At 64.3% G+C, this 16,998-nt stretch carries 15 protein-coding genes and 1 pseudogene; 9 read left to right on the plus strand and 7 right to left on the minus strand.

Features of this window, described 5'->3' with window-relative positions:
• Nucleotides 1-251 precede the first annotated feature (251 nt).
• The gene (locus tag NLY33_RS00700) at nucleotides 252-1,172 is read left to right on the plus strand and encodes a bifunctional 5,10-methylenetetrahydrofolate dehydrogenase/5,10-methenyltetrahydrofolate cyclohydrolase (RefSeq protein WP_023670547.1); all 921 of its coding nucleotides are present in this window, start codon (nucleotides 252-254) and stop codon (nucleotides 1,170-1,172) included.
• A 4-nt stretch (nucleotides 1,173-1,176) separates the two neighbouring features.
• On the opposite strand, the gene glcF is transcribed toward NLY33_RS00700, so the two are convergent.
• The 4 genes from glcF to NLY33_RS00720 form a co-directional block, all read right to left on the minus strand.
• Nucleotides 1,177-2,502, minus strand: coding sequence for a glycolate oxidase subunit GlcF (gene glcF / locus NLY33_RS00705; RefSeq protein WP_023704471.1), 1,326 nt, complete (start codon nucleotides 2,500-2,502; stop codon nucleotides 1,177-1,179).
• Nucleotides 2,503-2,506: 4 nt separating this feature from the next.
• The gene (locus tag NLY33_RS00710; protein ID WP_023704472.1) at nucleotides 2,507-3,718 is read right to left on the minus strand and encodes an FAD-binding protein; all 1,212 of its coding nucleotides are present in this window, start codon (nucleotides 3,716-3,718) and stop codon (nucleotides 2,507-2,509) included.
• A gap of 217 nt (nucleotides 3,719-3,935) precedes the next feature.
• A complete protein-coding gene (locus NLY33_RS00715; protein WP_286439457.1) occupies nucleotides 3,936-5,432 on the minus strand; it encodes an FAD-linked oxidase C-terminal domain-containing protein in 1,497 nt (498 codons plus the stop codon).
• A gap of 259 nt (nucleotides 5,433-5,691) precedes the next feature.
• Nucleotides 5,692-7,014 (minus strand): DUF3422 family protein, encoded by a 1,323-nt coding sequence (locus NLY33_RS00720; RefSeq protein WP_023686827.1) that lies wholly within the window; start codon nucleotides 7,012-7,014, stop codon nucleotides 5,692-5,694.
• 205 nt (nucleotides 7,015-7,219) lie between these two features.
• Between NLY33_RS00720 and NLY33_RS00725 the strand changes: the two genes are divergently transcribed.
• Genes NLY33_RS00725 through NLY33_RS00735 form a run of 3 tightly spaced genes read left to right on the plus strand, consistent with a single transcriptional unit; the run spans nucleotide 7,220 to nucleotide 9,989 of the window.
• The gene (locus NLY33_RS00725) at nucleotides 7,220-8,017 is read left to right on the plus strand and encodes an FCD domain-containing protein (protein ID WP_023692349.1); all 798 of its coding nucleotides are present in this window, start codon (nucleotides 7,220-7,222) and stop codon (nucleotides 8,015-8,017) included.
• Between the two features lie 12 nt (nucleotides 8,018-8,029).
• Nucleotides 8,030-9,166, plus strand: coding sequence for an alpha-hydroxy acid oxidase (locus tag NLY33_RS00730; protein ID WP_023681836.1), 1,137 nt, complete (start codon nucleotides 8,030-8,032; stop codon nucleotides 9,164-9,166).
• Nucleotides 9,167-9,221: 55 nt separating this feature from the next.
• Entirely contained in the window at nucleotides 9,222-9,989 is a 768-nt protein-coding gene (locus NLY33_RS00735; protein WP_023681837.1) for a metallophosphoesterase family protein, read from the plus strand.
• Here NLY33_RS00735 and NLY33_RS00740 read toward each other — a convergent pair.
• On the minus strand, nucleotides 9,986-10,126 hold the full coding sequence (locus NLY33_RS00740; protein WP_006206855.1) for a hypothetical protein: 141 nt from the start codon (nucleotides 10,124-10,126) through the stop codon (nucleotides 9,986-9,988). The genes NLY33_RS00735 and NLY33_RS00740 overlap by 4 nt on opposite strands.
• Before the next feature lie 371 nt (nucleotides 10,127-10,497).
• Nucleotides 10,498-11,196: pseudogene (locus NLY33_RS00745) on the minus strand (type 1 glutamine amidotransferase).
• A gap of 86 nt (nucleotides 11,197-11,282) precedes the next feature.
• Between NLY33_RS00745 and NLY33_RS00750 the strand changes: the two are divergent.
• The 4 genes from NLY33_RS00750 to NLY33_RS00765 all read left to right on the plus strand — a co-directional run bounded on the left by NLY33_RS00750 (nucleotide 11,283) and on the right by NLY33_RS00765 (nucleotide 15,336).
• Nucleotides 11,283-11,930, plus strand: coding sequence for a hypothetical protein (locus tag NLY33_RS00750; RefSeq protein WP_023692351.1), 648 nt, complete (start codon nucleotides 11,283-11,285; stop codon nucleotides 11,928-11,930).
• 31 nt (nucleotides 11,931-11,961) lie between these two features.
• Entirely contained in the window at nucleotides 11,962-12,696 is a 735-nt protein-coding gene (locus NLY33_RS00755; RefSeq protein WP_023704473.1) for a 16S rRNA (uracil(1498)-N(3))-methyltransferase, read from the plus strand.
• Nucleotides 12,697-12,810: 114 nt separating this feature from the next.
• Nucleotides 12,811-14,184 carry a glutamate--cysteine ligase gene (locus tag NLY33_RS00760; protein WP_023704474.1) on the plus strand — a complete coding sequence of 458 codons (1,374 nt, stop codon included), beginning with the start codon at nucleotides 12,811-12,813 and terminating at the stop codon, nucleotides 14,182-14,184.
• Nucleotides 14,185-14,274: 90 nt separating this feature from the next.
• Nucleotides 14,275-15,336, plus strand: coding sequence for a DUF937 domain-containing protein (locus NLY33_RS00765; RefSeq protein ID WP_023704475.1), 1,062 nt, complete (start codon nucleotides 14,275-14,277; stop codon nucleotides 15,334-15,336).
• A 232-nt stretch (nucleotides 15,337-15,568) separates the two neighbouring features.
• On the opposite strand, the gene NLY33_RS00770 is transcribed toward NLY33_RS00765, so the two are convergent.
• Nucleotides 15,569-15,859, minus strand: a complete 291-nt coding sequence (locus tag NLY33_RS00770) for a DUF1127 domain-containing protein (RefSeq protein ID WP_023670560.1) — start codon at nucleotides 15,857-15,859, stop codon at nucleotides 15,569-15,571.
• Between the two features lie 178 nt (nucleotides 15,860-16,037).
• Here NLY33_RS00770 and NLY33_RS00775 point away from each other — a divergent pair, with 178 nt between their 5' ends.
• Nucleotides 16,038-16,994: a LysR substrate-binding domain-containing protein gene (locus NLY33_RS00775; protein WP_023670561.1), complete on the plus strand. Its 957-nt coding sequence runs from the start codon at nucleotides 16,038-16,040 to the stop codon at nucleotides 16,992-16,994.
• Nucleotides 16,995-16,998: the final 4 nt, after the last annotated feature.

Raw genomic sequence — 16,998 nt, forward strand, 5'->3', positions numbered from 1 at the left:
GTCCAGAAGGTTAGACCTTCAGGGTCGGGAAGAGTTTACGGGGGACGGGCCGTGTGGGGATGCGGCCAGTCAGGAAAGGGCAGCCTGGGAAACCGCGCTGCCCTTTCTCTTTGCGGCGGTAGCTGAGCCAGGCTGCGCCAGAACGTCGCGCCAGGGGGATGACGGTTCGCTTTCACGCTGCCTTGCCGCATTTCCCCTGCTATAGGGACGGCCAAACTCCCCTGCGCCAAACTCGCTGCAAAGGTTCAGCCATGTCTCCGCCAGACGATAGCCGCTATCTCCGGGGCGGCCCGGTCGCCCAGCGCATCATGGCATCCGTGCGCGAGGATGCCGCCATCGCCACCGCCGAAGGTTTTCCGCCCAAGCTGGTGTCGATCACCGTCGGCGATACCGCTGCCGTCGATGTCTATGTGCGCAACCAGCGCGCCAAGGCCGCGCTTGCCGGCATCGGTTTCGAGGAGCGGCGGTTCCCCGCCGACATCAGCGCCGGCGAACTCGAGGCGGCGATCCACGGCCTGAACGCCGACCCGCGCGTCACCGGCATCATCATCCAGCGGCCGGTGCCGGCGCATATCCCGATCAAGACGCTGCAAGCGGCGGTGCATCCACTGAAGGACGTCGAGGGCATGCATCCGGCGTCGATCGGCAATATCGTCTACAATCAGCTCGACCTCGCGCCTTGCACGGCTGCGGCCTCGGTCGAGCTGCTCAAGGAAACCGGCCTCGACCTCAAGGGGCTCGAAGTCGTCGTCGTCGGCCATTCCGAGATCGTCGGCAAGCCGATTGCCTTCCTGCTGATGAGCGAAGGAGCAACGGTGACGGTGTGCCATCACATGACGCGCTCGGTGGCGGCACATGCGCGCCGCGCCGATGCGCTGTTCGTCGCCGTCGGCAAGCCGCGGCTGATCAAGGCCGACATGGTGAAGCCCGGTGCGGCCGTCATCGACATCGGCATCAATTCCGAGATCGGCCCGGACGGCACGAGCCGCATCGTCGGCGACGTCGACACCGAGAGCGTGAAGGAAGTCGCGTCCTGGATCACGCCGGTGCCGGGCGGCGTCGGCCCGATCACTGTGGCGATCCTCTTGCGCAACACAATGGTCGCGCTCAGCCGCCAGCGCGCGCGCTACCAGGCGACGTATGGCGTGGTGGACCGGCTGGCAGCGGAATAGCTGCTTACTCGGCGGCGACCAGGTTTCCTTCGGAGACGCCCTCCGGCTTCGGACCACCATAGGCCCAGTCGAGCAGCTTGATCGTGTGCACCACCGGCAGCTTCGCGGCGGAAGCGATCTGGGTGATGCAGCCGATGTTGCCGGTGGCGACGATTTCGGCGTCGGTCGCCTCGATGTTCTTCACCTTGCGGTCACGCAACCTTGCGGAAATCTCCGGCTGCAGGATGTTGTAGGTGCCGGCGGAGCCGCAGCACAGATGCCCCTCGCGCGGTTCGCGCACGACGAAGCCCGCCTTGGACAGCAATTCCTTCGGCTGGCGGGTGATCTTCTGGCCGTGCTGCATCGAGCAGGCGGAGTGATAGGCGACGACGGTGCCGGGTTTGCGCACCGGCTCGGGCAGGTCGAGGCTTGCGAGATATTCGGTAATGTCCCTGGCCAGCGCCGAGACCCGCGCGGCCTTGTCGGCATAGGCCGGATCGAGGCGCAGCATGAAGCCGTAGTCCTTGATCGTTGTGCCGCAGCCGGACGCGGTGATGACGATGGCATCGAGCCCGCCCTGGTCGATGGCACGCGTCCACGCATCGACATTCTGCCGGGCCGAGGCAAGGGCTGCTGCCTCGCGGCCCATATGATGGACCAGCGCGCCACAGCAGGCTTCGCCCTGCGGCACCACGACCTCGACGCCAAGCCTGGTCAGCAATGCAATCGTCGTCTCGTTGATGGCGGGGTCGAGTACCGATTGGGCGCAGCCGGTGAGGATGGCGACGCGGCCTCTCTTCGTCCCCTGCCCGGCATGAATGCCGGAAGAGGCCATTGGCGAGACCGTCGGGATCGAGGCCGGTGCCAGCTTCAGCATCGCGCTGAGCGGCTTCAGGGCCGACACCTTTTCGAACAGACGAATGAATGGCTTGCCGAGTCTCGCCAATTTCAGCGCGGCGCGAAAGCGCGCGGGATAGGGCAGCACGAAGGCCAGCATGGCGCGGGTGAGCCGGTCGAGCAGCGGCCGCTTGTAAGTTTCCTCGATATGGGCGCGGGCATGGTCGACCAAGTGCATGTAATTGACGCCCGACGGGCAGGTCGTCATGCAGGCGAGGCAGGACAGGCAGCGGTCGATATGGGTGACGATCTCCTTGTCGGCCGGGCGGCCATTCTCCAGCATGTCCTTGATGAGATAGATGCGGCCGCGCGGCGAATCCAGTTCGTTGCCAAGCGTCACATAGGTCGGGCAGGTGGCGGTGCAGAAGCCGCAATGCACGCATTTGCGCAGGATCTTCTCCGATTCCGCGACATGCGGATCGGCGAGCTGGGCAAGGGAGAAGTTAGTTTGCATTATCTTAGCCTTGGGCCATGCGGCCTGGGTTCAGGATGGTCTTAGGATCGAACTCGGCCTTCATGCGCGCCGACAGTGCGGCCAGATGCGGCGCCTGCGGCTCGAACACCGGAACGGCGGCGCGATACGAAGGGGTGGCGCGCACCAGCGTCGCGTGGCCGCCGCGATGCTTTCTGATCAGCCCGCGCAGCAGGGCGGCCTCGGGATCGCCCTGCTCCATGCGCAGCCAGACCAGCCCGCCCTGCCAGTCGTAGAAGGCGCTGACACCGATCTGCATGCGCAGCGTCAGCACCATCTGATGGGCCTGAGACGGCGCCATGGAGACGCGCCAGACCGGCTTTTCGCTACGGTCGGCGAATGGCGTGCAGTCCCTTATGTCACGCCAGAGGGTATGCGATGTCTCGCCTGCGATCTCCTGCAGCGGGCCGGCATTTTTCAGCAGGGTCTTCAGTGCCTCGATGCGATAGGCGACCGATGGGCCAAACCCTTCGACGCGCAGCAGCGTTGCAGCGTCAGTGCCTAGACTGCCCCCGGCAACGCGCGCGGCGATGCGTTCGGGCAGATGGGCCGCGCTCGACACTTCGGCGCTGGAGCCGAGCGCCAGCGCCATGGCGGCAGAGGCGGCATCGTCGAGTAGGCCGCGCATGGCAAGCGTCACCTCGGTCTCGGCCGCCGGCAGCACCTTGAAGGTGACATCGGTGAACACGGCCAGCGTGCCCCAGCTGTTGGCCATCAGCTTCGACAGATCGTAGCCGGTGACATTCTTGACGACGCGGCCGCCGGACTTGAAGGCCTCGCCGCGTCCGGCAACCGCATTGATTCCCAGAATATGGTCTCGTGCACCCCCCGCCTTCAGCCGGCGCGGGCCGGACAGGTTCGCGGCGAGCACGCTGCCGATCGTGCCCTTGCCGGGCTCGCCGCCGAGTAAAGGACCGTAATCCATCGGTTCGAAGGCGAGTTGCTGGCCGCTTTCGGCGAGCAGGTTTTCGATCTCGGAAAGCGGCGTGCCGGCCTTGGCCGACAGTACCAACTCGGCCGGCTCGTAGAGCGTGACGCCGGTGAGCTTCGAAAGATCGAGCGTGTGTTCGCTCTGCTGTGGCCGGCCGATGCCGCGCTTGGAGCCGTGGCCGATGATTTCCAAAGGTGACTCTTCCGCCGCCGCCCATTGGACGGTGGAGAGGATCTCGGCCGATGTGGTGGGGGTGAAGGTCGTCATGGCGAAGATGGGTCGAGTTCCTTCGCGCCCCCCTCTGTCCTGCCGGACATCTCCCCCACTTGGGGGGAGATTAGCAGCTTTGGCGACCGCGCTTCTCTAGCAACGTCGAAGATTGGCGAAGGCAGAGATGACTGGTGATCTCCCCCCTTGTGGGGGAGATGTCCGGCAGGACAGAGGGGGGCGCGAAGGATCGCCGACGTGAGACATTCCGCCCCCATCAAAACCTCGGAATGTCCGGAAACGCCACCTGGCCGCGATGCACGTGCATGCGCCCAAGCTCCGCGCAGCGGCGCAGTTGTGGAAACACCTTGCCGGGGTTGAGCAAATGATTGGGGTCGAAGGCGCATTTGACGCGCATTTGCTGATCGAGGTCGATCTGGTCGAACATTTCAGGCATCAAGTCGCGCTTCTCGACGCCGACGCCGTGCTCGCCGGTCAAGACGCCGCCGACCTTGACGCAGAGCCGCAAGATGTCGGCGCCAAAACTTTCCGCCTTGTCGAGTTCGCCCGGCACGTTGGCGTCGTAGAGGATCAGCGGATGCAGATTGCCGTCGCCGGCGTGGAAGACATTGGCGACGCCAAGGCCGTATTTCTCCGACAGTTCGCGCATGCCGGCGAGCACACGCGGCAATTCCTTGCGCGGGATGGTGCCATCCATGCAGTAATAGTCGGGCGAGATGCGGCCGACCGCCGGGAAGGCCGCCTTGCGGCCGGCCCAGAAACTCAGCCGCTCCTGTTCGGATTGCGAGATGCGACAGGTGGTGGAGCCGTTCCTATAGGCGATCGCTTCGACGAGACCGATCAGGTGATCGACCTCGACGCCCGGCCCGTCGAGTTCGACGATCAGCAGCGCCTCGACATCAAGGGGGTAGCCGGCATGGACGAAATCTTCCGCGGCATGGATCGCCGGCCGGTCCATCATCTCCATGCCGCCAGGGATAATGCCGGCGCCGATGATGTCGGCGACGCATTGGCCGCCCTGCTCGCTGGTCGGAAAGCCGATCAGCAGAGCGCGGGCCGTCTCCGGCTTTTTCAGGATGCGCACGGTGACCTCGGTGACGACGCCGAGCAGGCCTTCGGACCCCGTCATGACGCCGAGGAGATCATAGCCTTCCGAGTCCAGATGATTGCCGCCCAGGCGCACCACCTCGCCGTTCATCAGCACCATCTCGATGCCGAGCACATTGTTGGCGGTCAGGCCGTATTTCAGGCAGTGCACGCCGCCGGAATTTTCCGCGACATTGCCGCCAATCGAGCACGCGATCTGGGAGGATGGGTCAGGGGCGTAGTAAAAGCCCTCCTGCTCGACGGCAATGGTGATGCCAAGATTGGTAACGCCTGGCTGAGCGACGACGATGCGGTCGGGATAGTCGATGGCAAGGATGCGGTTGAAGCGGCTCATGACCAGCAGCACGGCATCCTCGAGCGGCAGCGCGCCGCCCGACAACGAGGTTCCGGAGCCGCGCGGCACGACACGGATGTTGCGGTCGTTGCAGTATTTCAAGATGCGCGACACCTGCGCCACCGTTTCCGGCAGCACCACGACCAGCGGCAATTGCCGGTAGGCGGTGAGGCCGTCGCTTTCGAAGGCGCGCATCTCATTGGTGGCGTCGACGACGCCCTCGCCCGGCACGATGATGCGCATGTCGGCGACGATCTCCGCCCGCCTTCGCATAGTGGCGTCGTCTGGCTTGGGCATGACAAGGCCGGACATCGGCGGCGTTCTCCGCTTGGCTGGTAAAAATCTTTTACCAATTTCATTCGGATGTTGCAAACACCGCGTCGGGCAAAGAGCGTACTGCCCGCCTTCCGCAGCGGCAATCTGCCGCTATTCACCCTCCCCCTTGTGGGGAGGGTCGCGAACGCAGTGAGCGGGGTGGGGGTCCGCGCGACGAAAGCTCTTTACGAGCACCCCCACCCCGATCCGCTATGCGGATCGACCCTCCCCACAAGGGGGAGGGTAAAGTGCGCTCCTACTCCCCCGGATGTTTCGCCGGCTCGGAGTGCATCCGCCTCACTCGCCGCACCCCCCACCAGACCAGCACGATGGCGACCGGCACCGAGGCGGCGGTGACGACTTCGGGCGCAATGGCATGGCCGAAGATCGAGGCGCCCTTGGCAAGGTAGGAGATCAGACCGACGACATAGTAGGACACTGCTGCCACCGACAGGCCCTCGACCGTCTGCTGCAACCGCAGTTGCAGCCGGGCGCGGTTGTTCATCGACGCCAGCAGATCGCGGTTCTGCTTCTCGACCTCGACATCAACCCACGTGCGCAGCAGCGTCGTGGCGCGGGTTAGTTTGCGCGACAGGTTGGCCTGGCGCTCCTCGACCGAACGGCAGGTGCGCATGGCAGGCGCCACCCGCCGCTGCAGGAAGCCGCCCCAAGTGTCGTAGCCGGGCACGGCTTCTTCGTCCAGCGCCTCCAGCCGCTCGACAACGATGCCGTCATAGGCGCGGCTGGCGCCGAAGCGATAGAGGCTGGAGGCGGCATCGGCTTCCAGCTCGGCGGCAAGCTCGGTCAGGTCGGCGAGCAGCGTCTGGCTGTCGCGGGTTTCAGTGACCTTCATTTCCAGCGTGGTCTGCGCCAACCGGTCTTCGATGCGGCGGGCGCGGCTCGACAGGGTCAGCGCCAGCGGCAGGCCGAGCATGGCAAGCGTGCGGTAGGTCTCGACGTCGATCAGCCGCTGCGACAGCGCCCCGGTCCGCGCCGGCGTCAGGCCGCGATCAAGCACCAGGATGCGGGTCAGGCCGTCGCCGTCCTGGCGGAAATCGGTGACGATGGCCGCATTGCCGCGCTCGACCAGCGAATAGCAGAGGCTCGTCGGGTCGAAGGCCGCAATCAGCTTCTCGCTTGCCGGCGTCCATTTGCGGATCTCCAGCCTTATGCCTGAGATCACCGTTCCCGGCGGCGAGAACCCGTTGCCGAAAGGAGAATCCTCCTGCGCCCTGCCGCTTTCGGCAAGCGGCCCTTCCCAAAGATAGGTCGAGAATTCCGTATGCCGCTCCCAGCGCAGCGTGCCCTTGCCCCACTTCATGGCGTGGTGGCGGGCATGACGGTCGGGCGCCGCGATGCCGAGGCGCCGCGACAGTTCGGAGAGCACGGCCATGTCGACGCCGGAGCCGCCCTCGGTCATGAAGGCGAGTTGCACAAGCACGCGCGGCTTCTCGATCAGCGGATGCGGCCGGGCATGGACCTCGCCGATCGCGCCGGGCCGTCCCTCATGCGCGGGAAAGCCCATCACGCTGCCCTGGGCGCGCGGCTGGAATTCGAGGTTGGACGTCTCGTCCGACACGGTGGTCCCCCTGTTCTCGACCCTTCGTGTGATGGCGTCCTCTAAAGGCAATCCATGAGGCGCGTAAACACCAAAGTCTAGCATCGTAGGTCCTGCCGGCGCGACGCGCAGACCGACCCGATTGGGCAAATTGGATAAATAATTTGACCAGTTGGCGACGCTGGCTTTATCTTGCGCGACGCCGGTTCAATTTCCCAGGCCCCCGTTGAGCGATATTTTCTCAAGGATCGAGCATTCGCGCACCGCCGACGAGGTGGTGCAGCAGATCGAAAGCCTGATCCTTGAAGGCGTGCTGCGCACCGGCGACCGGCTGCCGGGCGAGCGCGAGCTGGCGCGCCAGTTCGACGTGTCGCGGCCGATCCTGCGCGATGCGCTGAAGGCGCTGGAAGGGCGCGGGCTGCTGATCACCAAGGCCGGCGGCGGCACCCATGTCGCCGACGTCATCGGCCAGTTGTTCACCAAGCCGGTGACCGACCTCATCTCGATGCACCGCAAGGCGGTGACCGACTATCTGGAATACCGCCGCGAGATCGAAGGTGTTGCGGCCGAATATGCGGCGCGGCGCGCGACAGCGGACGACATTGCGCTGCTCGACCGCATCGTGGCGCGCATGGACGAGGCGCACCGCACCGGCGATTTCGACGACGAGGCGGAAATCGACGTCGAGTTCCACCATGCTGTGTGCGAATGCGCGCACAACATCATCCTCTTGCACACGCTGCGCTCCTGCTACCGGCTGCTGTCTGAAGGCGTGTTCCAGAACCGGCTTCTGGTGTTCAGCGTGCCCGGAGCGCGCGAGGCGCTGCTGGCCCAGCACGGCGCGATCTACAAAGCCGTGAAGGCCGGCGATCCCTCAGCTGCCCGCCAAGCGGCGATGGACCATATCTCCTATGTCGAGCGCTCGATGCTCGAGGCCGAACGCAGCGGCGACTGGCAGCGCGTGTCGCGGCTCAGGCTTAAGCAGCGCTCCGACGCCGACGACGGCTTCAAGACGACTGGCTAACGAGGAACCACCATGAGCGACATCCTCACCATTGCCGATCTCAAGGACCTGGCGCGCCGGCGGGTGCCGAAGATGTTCTTCGACTATGCCGATTCCGGCGCCTGGACCGAAAGCACCTACCGCGCCAACGAAGAGGACTTCCAGAAGATAAAATTCCGTCAGCGCGTACTGGTCGACATGAGCAACCGCTCGCTGGAATCGACCATGATCGGCGAGAAAGTGGCGATGCCGGTGGCGCTTGCCCCAACTGGAATGACCGGCATGCAGCATGCCGATGGCGAGATGCTGGCCGCGCAGGCGGCAGAGGAATTCGGCGTGCCGTTCACGCTGTCGACGATGAGCATCTGCTCGATCGAGGATGTCGCGTCGGTGACCAAGAAGCCGTTCTGGTTCCAGCTCTACGTGCTTCGCGACAAGGATTTCGTGCTCGACCTGATCGACAGGGCGAAGGCTGCAAAATGCTCGGCGCTGGTGTTGACGCTCGACCTGCAGATCCTGGGGCAGCGCCACAAGGATGTCCGCAACGGGCTGTCGGCGCCGCCCAAGATGACGCTGGCCAACATTGCCAACATCGCCATGCGGCCACGCTGGCTGATGGGCATTGCCGGCACCAAGCGCCGCACCTTCCGCAACATTGTCGGCCATGCCAAGGGCGTCGGCGACGTCGCTTCGCTGGCATCGTGGACGACGGAGCAGTTCGACCCGCATCTGTCGTGGAAGGATGTCGCCTGGATCAAGGAACGTTGGGGCGGCAAGCTGATCCTGAAAGGCATTCTCGACAAGGAGGACGCGCTGATGGCGGTCGAGACCGGCGCCGACGCCATCATCGTTTCCAACCATGGCGGGCGCCAGCTCGACGGCGCATCGTCGTCAATCATGGCGCTGGAAGAGATCGCCGATGCCGTCGGCGACAGGATCGAGGTGCATATGGACGGCGGCATCCGCTCGGGCCAGGACGTGCTGAAGGCGCTTTGCCTCGGCGCCAAGGGCACCTATATCGGCCGCCCGTTCCTGTACGGATTGGGCGCCATGGGCAAGCAAGGCGTGACCCTGGCGCTGGACATCATCCGCAAGGAGATGGACATCACGCTGGCACTGTGCGGCAAGCGGCTGGTGACCGACATGGGCAAGGACCAGTTGCGGCGCTAGGGTCTTGTTCACCGATTAGACCCTAGCCTCGCTGGATCACGGAGACGAAGCCGCCTTGACCGAGACCGGCATCCACTACCTCGACGCGCGCGCACCCGATGGCATGCGCCTCTATGCGATCGGCGACGTGCATGGCCGGCTCGATCTGCTCGCCGCCATGCATCGCCGCATCGAGAGCGAACTCGAATACAAGCCGACCAGCGATTGGCGCGTCATCCACCTCGGCGACTATGTCGACCGCGGACCAGAGTCCAAGGGCGTCATAGACTTCCTGATCGAGGCACAGAAACGCGATCCGCGGCATCTGATGCTCGCCGGCAACCACGATATCGGCTTCCTCGACTTTCTCGACGAGCCTGACCCGGAAGGGCTGTTCATCCGTTATGGCGGCGTGCAGACGGCACAATCCTATGGTGTCGACTTAGCGGGACACGCAAGCTGGTTCGGCAAGGCCGAGGCGTTACGGCGGGGACACCAGGCACTGGTCAATGCTGTACCGCAAGCCCATGTCGACTTCCTGCGGTCGCTGCAATTGTCACTGATATCAGGTGATTTCTTCTTATGCCATGCCGGCGTCAGGCCTGACGTGCCGCTGGCGAGCCAGAGCCCGCAGGATCTGGTCTGGATCCGCGACGTCTTCCACAACCATCCAGGGCTTTACCCGAAGGTGATCGTGCACGGCCACACACCGGTGCCGCAGGCGGAGGTGATGCCGAACCGCGTCAATGTCGACACACTCGCCTGGCAGTCAGGCATGCTCAGCGCGCTCGCCGTGGACGGCGCGGACAAGCGTATCCTGACTGTGCAGGGAAAAGCGTTTTAGCGAAGCGCGGCGGTGACGCCGTAGCCGTCGACGGCCTGATGGTTGTTGGCTGCATCGGCGGAATAAATGCCGAGACCGCACAAAACGATGGCAGACAGCATGACAAAGGACAGAAGCGCTGCTTTCACGGACGTCATCTCTAGTTGAGCTTCCTGCATCTGGGCACGAGGCGGTTACCAATGGGTTGAAACCGAGAATTCGTCTCAAAGTTTCGACGATTTCGCGTTTGTAGGTCGATTCTGTATCGGCGGTGTGTCGCGCGGATCACACAGAAGGTTCATCGCGGTTGCATTGCCGTTGCATAGCGCGCGCCTTGTAGGATAGCGTTCGGCCACAAACCAAGGACGAAAGAAGTTGTCCCCGGCAGATTCCCCGCCGCGTGCCAATTATGCAACGGATAGAGCGGTTCGCCGCTACGGCGAACCGCTCTATCTTTTTATCTGACGCAATTCCGGACGGAAAACCGCTTCACACTTTTCCTGGAATTGCTGACTGCGCGCGGCCAGTCTCAGATCGTCGCCACCCAGGCGCGGGCAATGGCCAAGCCCGCGGCGTCGGCCTCGGGGCCGTTGCGTGCCATTTCGCTGTCGAGGCGATCCTGCCAGTCGGGATGGCGATCGGCAATCAGCGGCGCGAAGGATGTGCTCCAGTCCCTCACCATCGGCTGGTCGGCCTCGAAATGGAACTGGAAGCCGTAGACGGCGCGGCCGATACGGAACGCCTGGTTCTCGGCAATTTCGCTGCCGGCAAGCCGCACCGCATTTGACGGCAGCGCGAAAGTGTCGTCGTGCCATTCGAAGATGGGGAAATCCTGGGGAAGTGCGCCAAGCACCGGACCGGTTCTGGCGTCCGGCGTCAGCTATACCTTGTGCCAGCCGAATTCCGAGGCGCCGCCGATCTGGTTCTCACCGCCGAAAGAGCGGGCAACCAACTGGCTGCCCAGGCAGATACCGAGAACCGAGCGATCCTTGGCGGCGAAATCGCGGGTCAGTTCGAGCAGCACCGGGAAATACGGGTAGTCATCGTCGGCCAGCGCATTCTGGCCGCCGCCCAGCATCACCATGGCATCGTGTCCGGTCGCGTCGTCCGGCAGCGCATCGCCCTTGTAGGGCCGGCGCAGGTCGAGATCGGCGCCGGCTTCGGCGAGCGCGGCACCAACCTGGCCAAGGCCGGTGTTGTCGTAGTTCTGGACCACCAGCACCCGCATCGCAAAACCCTGCTGACATGAAATGACGCGACGAGCGATATCATGTCGCCAGCATTGCAGCCAAGATGCGTATTCGGGAGAGAGCTATGCCACTGCAGAACCGGGTCGATCCGTTCGGCGCCATCCATGCCATATCCGAGCGCGGCCTGTTCACCGGCAATCGCGGCATCATCCACGATCCTGAGACCAAGACGCTGCTGAAAAAGCGTTGGGCCTTGCCGGCCTGGATCATCTGCGTCTGCCAATTCCGCAATGTGCGGCGCGAGCCGATGGGCAGGAATCGGCCGGGCGGCAGGGCCGGCTGGACCGAGTTGTTCTTCCTCGACGAGGTGACGGCGCTGGCCGCCGGGCACCGTCCCTGTTTCTATTGCCGGCGTGAGCGAGCCACGGATTTTGTCGGGCGTTTCGGCAAAGTCTTCGGTGTAAACGAACCGCGCGCGCCAATGGTGGACAAGCGGCTGCACAAGGAGCGGCTGGCTTCCGGCGGCAAGCCACCTGATGTCACCATGGGAGAGCTTGCCGAATTGCCGGACGGAGCGATGATCGCGGATGGCGGCTCGGCCTATGCGCTGCGCGGCGGCAACGCGCTGCCCTGGTCGTTCGCAGGCTATGGCGATGCGGCGGCCTTCGACAGCCTTGCCGGCCGGTCGCTGCGCCTGCTCACACCGGCCACGACCGTTTCGGTGCTGCGGCACGGTTTTGAACCGGTGTGGCATCGTTCCGCCGAGACTTGACGCCAGGCACCGCCTCGCCCATTCCTCGGCGATGCGCGCCAATTACAAGATGCAGCGGCTGTTCGTGCCGGACGACCTCGCGGCGGGCATCGAATTCGATGCCGGCCAGCAGCAGAGCCATTATCTCATGCATGTGCTGCGGCTCGGCGAAGGCGCCGAGATCCTGGTCTTCAACGGCCGCGACGGCGAGTGGTCGGCGGCGATTGCCACCAGGTCGAAAAGGGCGGTGCGGCTGAAGGTGCTGGCCTCGCAGAGACCGCAACCGCCCCTGCCTGACCTGATCTATTGCTTCGCGCCGCTGAAACAGGGCCGGCTCGACTATCTCGTGCAGAAGGCGGTCGAGATGGGGGCCGGCATCCTGCAGCCGGTGATCACCCAGCACACGCAAGTGGCAAAACCCTCCATCGACCGGCTGCGCGCCAATGTCGTCGAGGCGGCCGAGCAATGCGGCATACTGGCGGTGCCGGAAGTGCGCGAGGCCGAGAAATTCGAGCGCCTGCTCTCCGGCTGGGACAAGGAACGCCGGCTTATCTTCTGCGACGAGGATGCCTCGACCAACAACCCGCTGCCGGCATTACAGGCAATACCTGAGAGGAAGCTGGCGCTGCTGGTCGGGCCGGAAGGCGGCTTTTCCGATGACGAACGCAAGATGCTGCGGGCGCTCCCCTTCGTCACTGCCATCCCGCTCGGACCGCGCATCCTGCGCGCTGACACAGCAGCTGTAGCGGCGCTTGCGGTGATGCAGGCGACGGTCGGAGACTGGTAAGAAGCGTAAAGATCAATTCCTGTTGACCTGTGGCTCAGGATTTTTCGCTTGATCGGCTGCTGACATTTCGTCCATTTAGCGCCGGCGGGCTCCGAGAGCCGCAGAGGGGGCCCCATGGCGCGCGACACAACCGATTTCCGGCCAATCGAAGGCATCGACGAACTGGTCGAGCATCTGGCCGAAGGCAACAAGCCGCGCGACAAGTGGCGCATCGGGACCGAGCACGAGAAGTTCCCCTTCTATGTCGACGGCAACGCGCCGGTGCCCTATGGCGGCGAGCGCGGCATCCGCGCCATCCTCGAAGGCATGCAGCAAAAGCTCGGCTGGGACCCGATCATCGATGACGGCCGCATCATCGGCCTGGTCGAGCCGACCGGCCAGGGCGCGATCTCGCTCGAGCCGGGCGGCCAGTTCGAGCTGTCGGGCGCGCCGCTGGAAACGATCCACCAGACCTGTCGCGAGGGCAATGCGCATCTGGCGCAGGTCCGCGAGATCGCCGAGCCGATGGGCATCCGCTTTCTCGGCCTCGGCGGCAGCCCGAAATGGTCGCTGGCCCAGACGCCGAAAATGCCGAAATCGCGCTACGAAATCATGACCCGCTACATGCCCAAGGTCGGCACCAAGGGTCTCGACATGATGTATCGCACCTGCACCATCCAGGTGAACCTCGACTTCGAAAGCGAAGCCGACATGCGCCGCAAGATGCAGGTGTCGCTGAAGCTGCAGCCACTGTCGACGGCGCTGTTTGCCAACTCGCCCTTCACCGACAGCCGGCCGAACGGGCTGCAGAGCTGGCGCGGCGACATCTGGCGCGACACCGACAACCAGCGCTCGGGCCTGCTCGAATTCTGCTTCTCGCCCGAGTTCGGCTTTGCCGACTATGTCGAATGGGCGCTCGACGTGCCGATGTATTTCGTCATCCGCGACGGCCACTATCACGACATGACGCACATCACCTTCCGCCGGTTCATGGCCGGCGCTGCCCGCAATGAAGTACCAGACGGACTGCCCACCATGGGCGACTGGGCGAACCATCTGTCGACGCTGTTCCCCGACGTCAGGCTGAAGCGCTTCCTCGAAATGCGCGGCGCCGATGGCGGGCCGTGGCGCCGCATCTGCGCACTGCCGGCCTTCTGGGTCGGGCTGCTCTATGACGAGGCCGCGCTCGACGCCGCCGAGGCGCTGACTTCGAGCTGGACGTATGAAGAAACGCTGGCGATGCGCAATGCGGTGCCGGAAAAAGGCATTTCCGCGCCGTTCCGCAACACGACGCTGCGTGAGATCGGCCGCGATGTAATGACGATTTCGCGCCTTGGGCTGAAAAATCGCGGCAGGAAGAACCGCGACGGCTATGACGAGACCTCGTTCCTCAACACGCTGGACGAAGTCGTGGCGCGCGGTACCACCAGTGCTGAGGAAATGCTGTCGGCCTACCACACGCGCTGGGGCGGCTCGATCGAGCCGGTGTTCATGGAATATGCGTATTAGCGTCGCGCCTTGAGCAGCGGCAAAAGCCGCTTCAATCGAACATCGAAACGAACTAGGTTCTCCCTCGAGGATTTCCCGGAGGAGAAACCGATGCCTACCTTGTTCGACATATTGGCGCAGGCGCAGAACGGCAACGGCATGCAGGCGCTTGCCCAGCAGTACGGGCTTTCCATGCAGCAGACGCAGGCGGCTGTCGCCGCTCTGCTGCCGGCCTTCTCGCAAGGGTTGCAACGCAACACCGCCGATCCCTATGGGCTAGGCGCCTTCATGACGGCGATGGCGAGCGGCCAGCACGCGAAATATTTCGAGGACGCGACCAGGGCTTTCTCACCGCAAGGCGTCAATGAGGGCAATGGCATTCTGGGTCATCTGTTCGGCTCGAAGGAGCTGTCGCGCGCGGTGGCCAGCCAGGCCGCGCAGGCGACCGGCGTCAGCCAGCAGATCCTGCAGCAGATGCTGCCGGCCATCGCTTCGATGGTGATGGGCGGATTGTTCAAGCAGACGACAAACCAGTTGACCGGGGGTCAGATGCAGGCCGCCGGTGGCTTCGGCGGCGGCAGCAATCCGCTCGGCGAGATCATCGAACAGATGATGCGGCAGGCGGGCGGCGGGGCACAGCCTGCGCCGCAGCCAGCACCCAATCCTTACGGTGAGAACCCGCTGGGCAAAGTGCTGCAGGACATGTTCGGCGGCGGCGCCCAACAGCCGCAAAGCCAGCCGCAACAGGCGCCCAACTCCTATGGCGACAATCCGCTGGGCAAGGTGCTGCAGGACATGTTCGGCGGTGGCGCGGCACAGCAACCGCAGGGCCGGCCGCAGCAGCCAACACAGCCGCAACAGACGCAGAGCCCTTACGGCGACAACCCGCTGGGCAAGATTTTTGAAGAGATGATGCGGCAAGGCGGTGGTGGCGGCTTCGGCCTGCCCGGTGGGCAGCCGGCGCCGCAGCAGCCGCAAGCACCCCAGCCGCGACAGGCACCGCAGGAGCGCGAGGCGCCGCAACCGCAGGCCAATCCGAGCGGCAGGCCACGCAATCCGTTCGACGATATTTTCGGCAAGATGTTCGAGACCGGCGCCCAGCAGCGCGACGACTATCAGAAGGGCGTGGAAACGATCTTCGACCAGTTCAAGCGGGACATGGACCGGCGGTAGTTGGCGGTAGTTGGGCGCTGACCTTCGCGGCTTCGGAGCAAGGAACGAAGCGAGCGGCGCAGACCGCACGATGACGACGGAGCTTTAAAAGAAAAGCCCGGTCCTGGAGGAGGACCGGGCCAGTGTGCAGGCTGGCCGGCGGGGAACCGGCAGGGAGTGGGGAGCCTGCTATACTCGTTGGTCGCAGCGAGCCTGAGAAAGGTTCACGGCAACCGAAACAATGCGCCCGATATCACGCTATCTGGCGGGCGAGATCTTCGATCGTATCGGCACGATCGCTCGCAATCGCACGCAGCTTCACGGTCGGATCGGCGCCGAACGGCACATCGATGGCGACATGGAGGTCCGCGCGCGTCAGGCCGATATCGGCGAGTTCGGCGTCCGACATCTCGCCGAGGCGATAGAAGGCCCGGCGATTTTTCCAGGCCTGGTAGGCATTGAGAAGGGTGTTGGCCACGCGCGTCGCAACGGCCGGACGCGAGGTTATGCGCGAGGTCTCGGTGGCGAAATCAAACGTGGTCATGTCGGTCTCCTTCAGACTCGAACTGGACAAGACCAGGCGATCGGCGCTGGGGACAGCGGCCGTTCCGGTCTCGATTCACATGCCTTCATGTGGACAATGTGAATTTGCCACGCACCGATTGATTAATCCAACGAATGTTTCTAATCTTTAGCATCAACGCTACTGATGGATTGGACCGATGAAAGCGCCACTCGATCTCGACCAGTTGCAGACCTTCATCTCGATTGCCGATACCGGCAGCTTTACCCGCGCGGCCGAGGAAGTGCTGCGCACGCAATCGGCGGTGTCGATGCAGATGCGCCGGCTGGAAGAGCGGATCGGCAAGCCGCTGTTCGAAAAGGACGGCCGCACCAACAGGCTGACCGAGGAAGGCGACAAGCTGCTCTCCTACGCGCGCCGCCTGCTCTATCTCAACCGCGAAACGCTGGCCGCCTTCGATGACCAGCGGCTCGAAGGCACCATCCGCATCGGCACCCCCGACGACTATGCCGACCGGTTCCTGCCCGAAATCATGGCACGCTTCACACGGTCAAACCCGCGCGTCGAACTGACCGTCATCTGCGAGCCTACGCCAGGCTTGGTCGAGCATATCAAGCGCGGCAATCTCGATCTTGCGCTGGTGACGCACAACGATACGCGCGGCCAGTCGGAAGTGGTGCGGCGCGAGCCGCTGCTATGGGTGACCTCGGCCAACCATGCCACGCACGAACAGGAAGTGCTGCCGATGGCCTTCGGCCGGCCGAACTGCATCTGGCGGCGCGCCGCCGTCGATGTGCTCGACCGGCAAAGCCGCGACTATCGCATCCTCTTCACCAGCTTCTCGGCGACCGTCATCACCGCCGCGGTGCTGTCGGGGCTGGCGATCTCGGTGCTGCCGGAATGCGCGCTGCGGCCCGGCATGCGAGTGCTGGGCGAAGCCGACGGTTTTGGCGCGCTGCCCGACTGCCGCATCGGCATCATGCGCGGCCAGACCTCGCGGCCCGAAATCGTCGACGCGCTGGCCCGGCACATCTCGGAAAGCCTCGACAATATTTCCGTGCCGCTCGGCGAAGAAACGGGAAGCTTCGATTTCGCCTCGCTCGCCTTCGCCAAGATGAAGCGGAGCAAGCCGAACCAGATCCTGCCTGGCTGGTAGGAAC

This window comes from Mesorhizobium sp. C432A (assembly GCF_030323145.1).
GTDB lineage: Bacteria > Pseudomonadota > Alphaproteobacteria > Rhizobiales > Rhizobiaceae > Mesorhizobium.